Here is a 500-nt window from a genome sequence, read left to right on the forward strand (position 1 = left end):
ATCTGCTGGTCGATGTGCTCCGATAGCTTGGTCAATAGCAGCTCCGATAGTCTCGTCGTTTTCTTGGTTATCGTGATATCGCTGTGTTGTTGAAGCTCGTCCTTGATTTGCACCAGTTTGTTGTCGATTTTCTGATGCAAATCGTTCGACAATGTCGTTAAAAGCTTGATGATGAGTTCGGTAGGGGTAGGCTGTGTCATGTTGTTCTACTTTTTGTTGGGTCGGGTTATTGATTGCTGGTTTATTGGTGGCGACGTCACGAGCAAAGTTTTCTCGTTGCTCTGATTCTTTCCCCAAAATGCTGTCTGCTGATTCTTCGGGGTAATCAGTATTCCCCCTTCTTTGCCGTCGTTCTGATAGATATCGATCATCGACAGCGCTTGGCTTTGTATCGGTGTTTGACTGATATACTGCTGCAGTGTATCGAAGCGTCGTTGGGCGGTAGATACTTGCGATACCAGGTAATAATTGTAAGCGAATAAACCGATAGCGAATAAAAT

The 500-nt window shown here is 44.8% G+C and carries 2 protein-coding genes; both read right to left on the reverse strand.

Features of this window, described 5'->3' with window-relative positions; genetic code table 11:
* Window positions 1–200 (reverse strand): hypothetical protein (locus tag J5M56_RS24495; RefSeq protein WP_207937996.1); only part of this gene is annotated, 200 nt, incomplete at its 3' end.
* Window positions 201–206: 6 nt separating this feature from the next.
* The coding region (locus J5M56_RS24500; RefSeq protein WP_207937997.1) for a hypothetical protein at window positions 207–500 on the reverse strand (294 nt) is incomplete at its 5' end.

This window comes from Pseudomonas sp. 51_B (genome assembly GCF_017491595.1).
Lineage (GTDB): Bacteria > Pseudomonadota > Gammaproteobacteria > Pseudomonadales > Pseudomonadaceae > Aquipseudomonas > Aquipseudomonas promysalinigenes.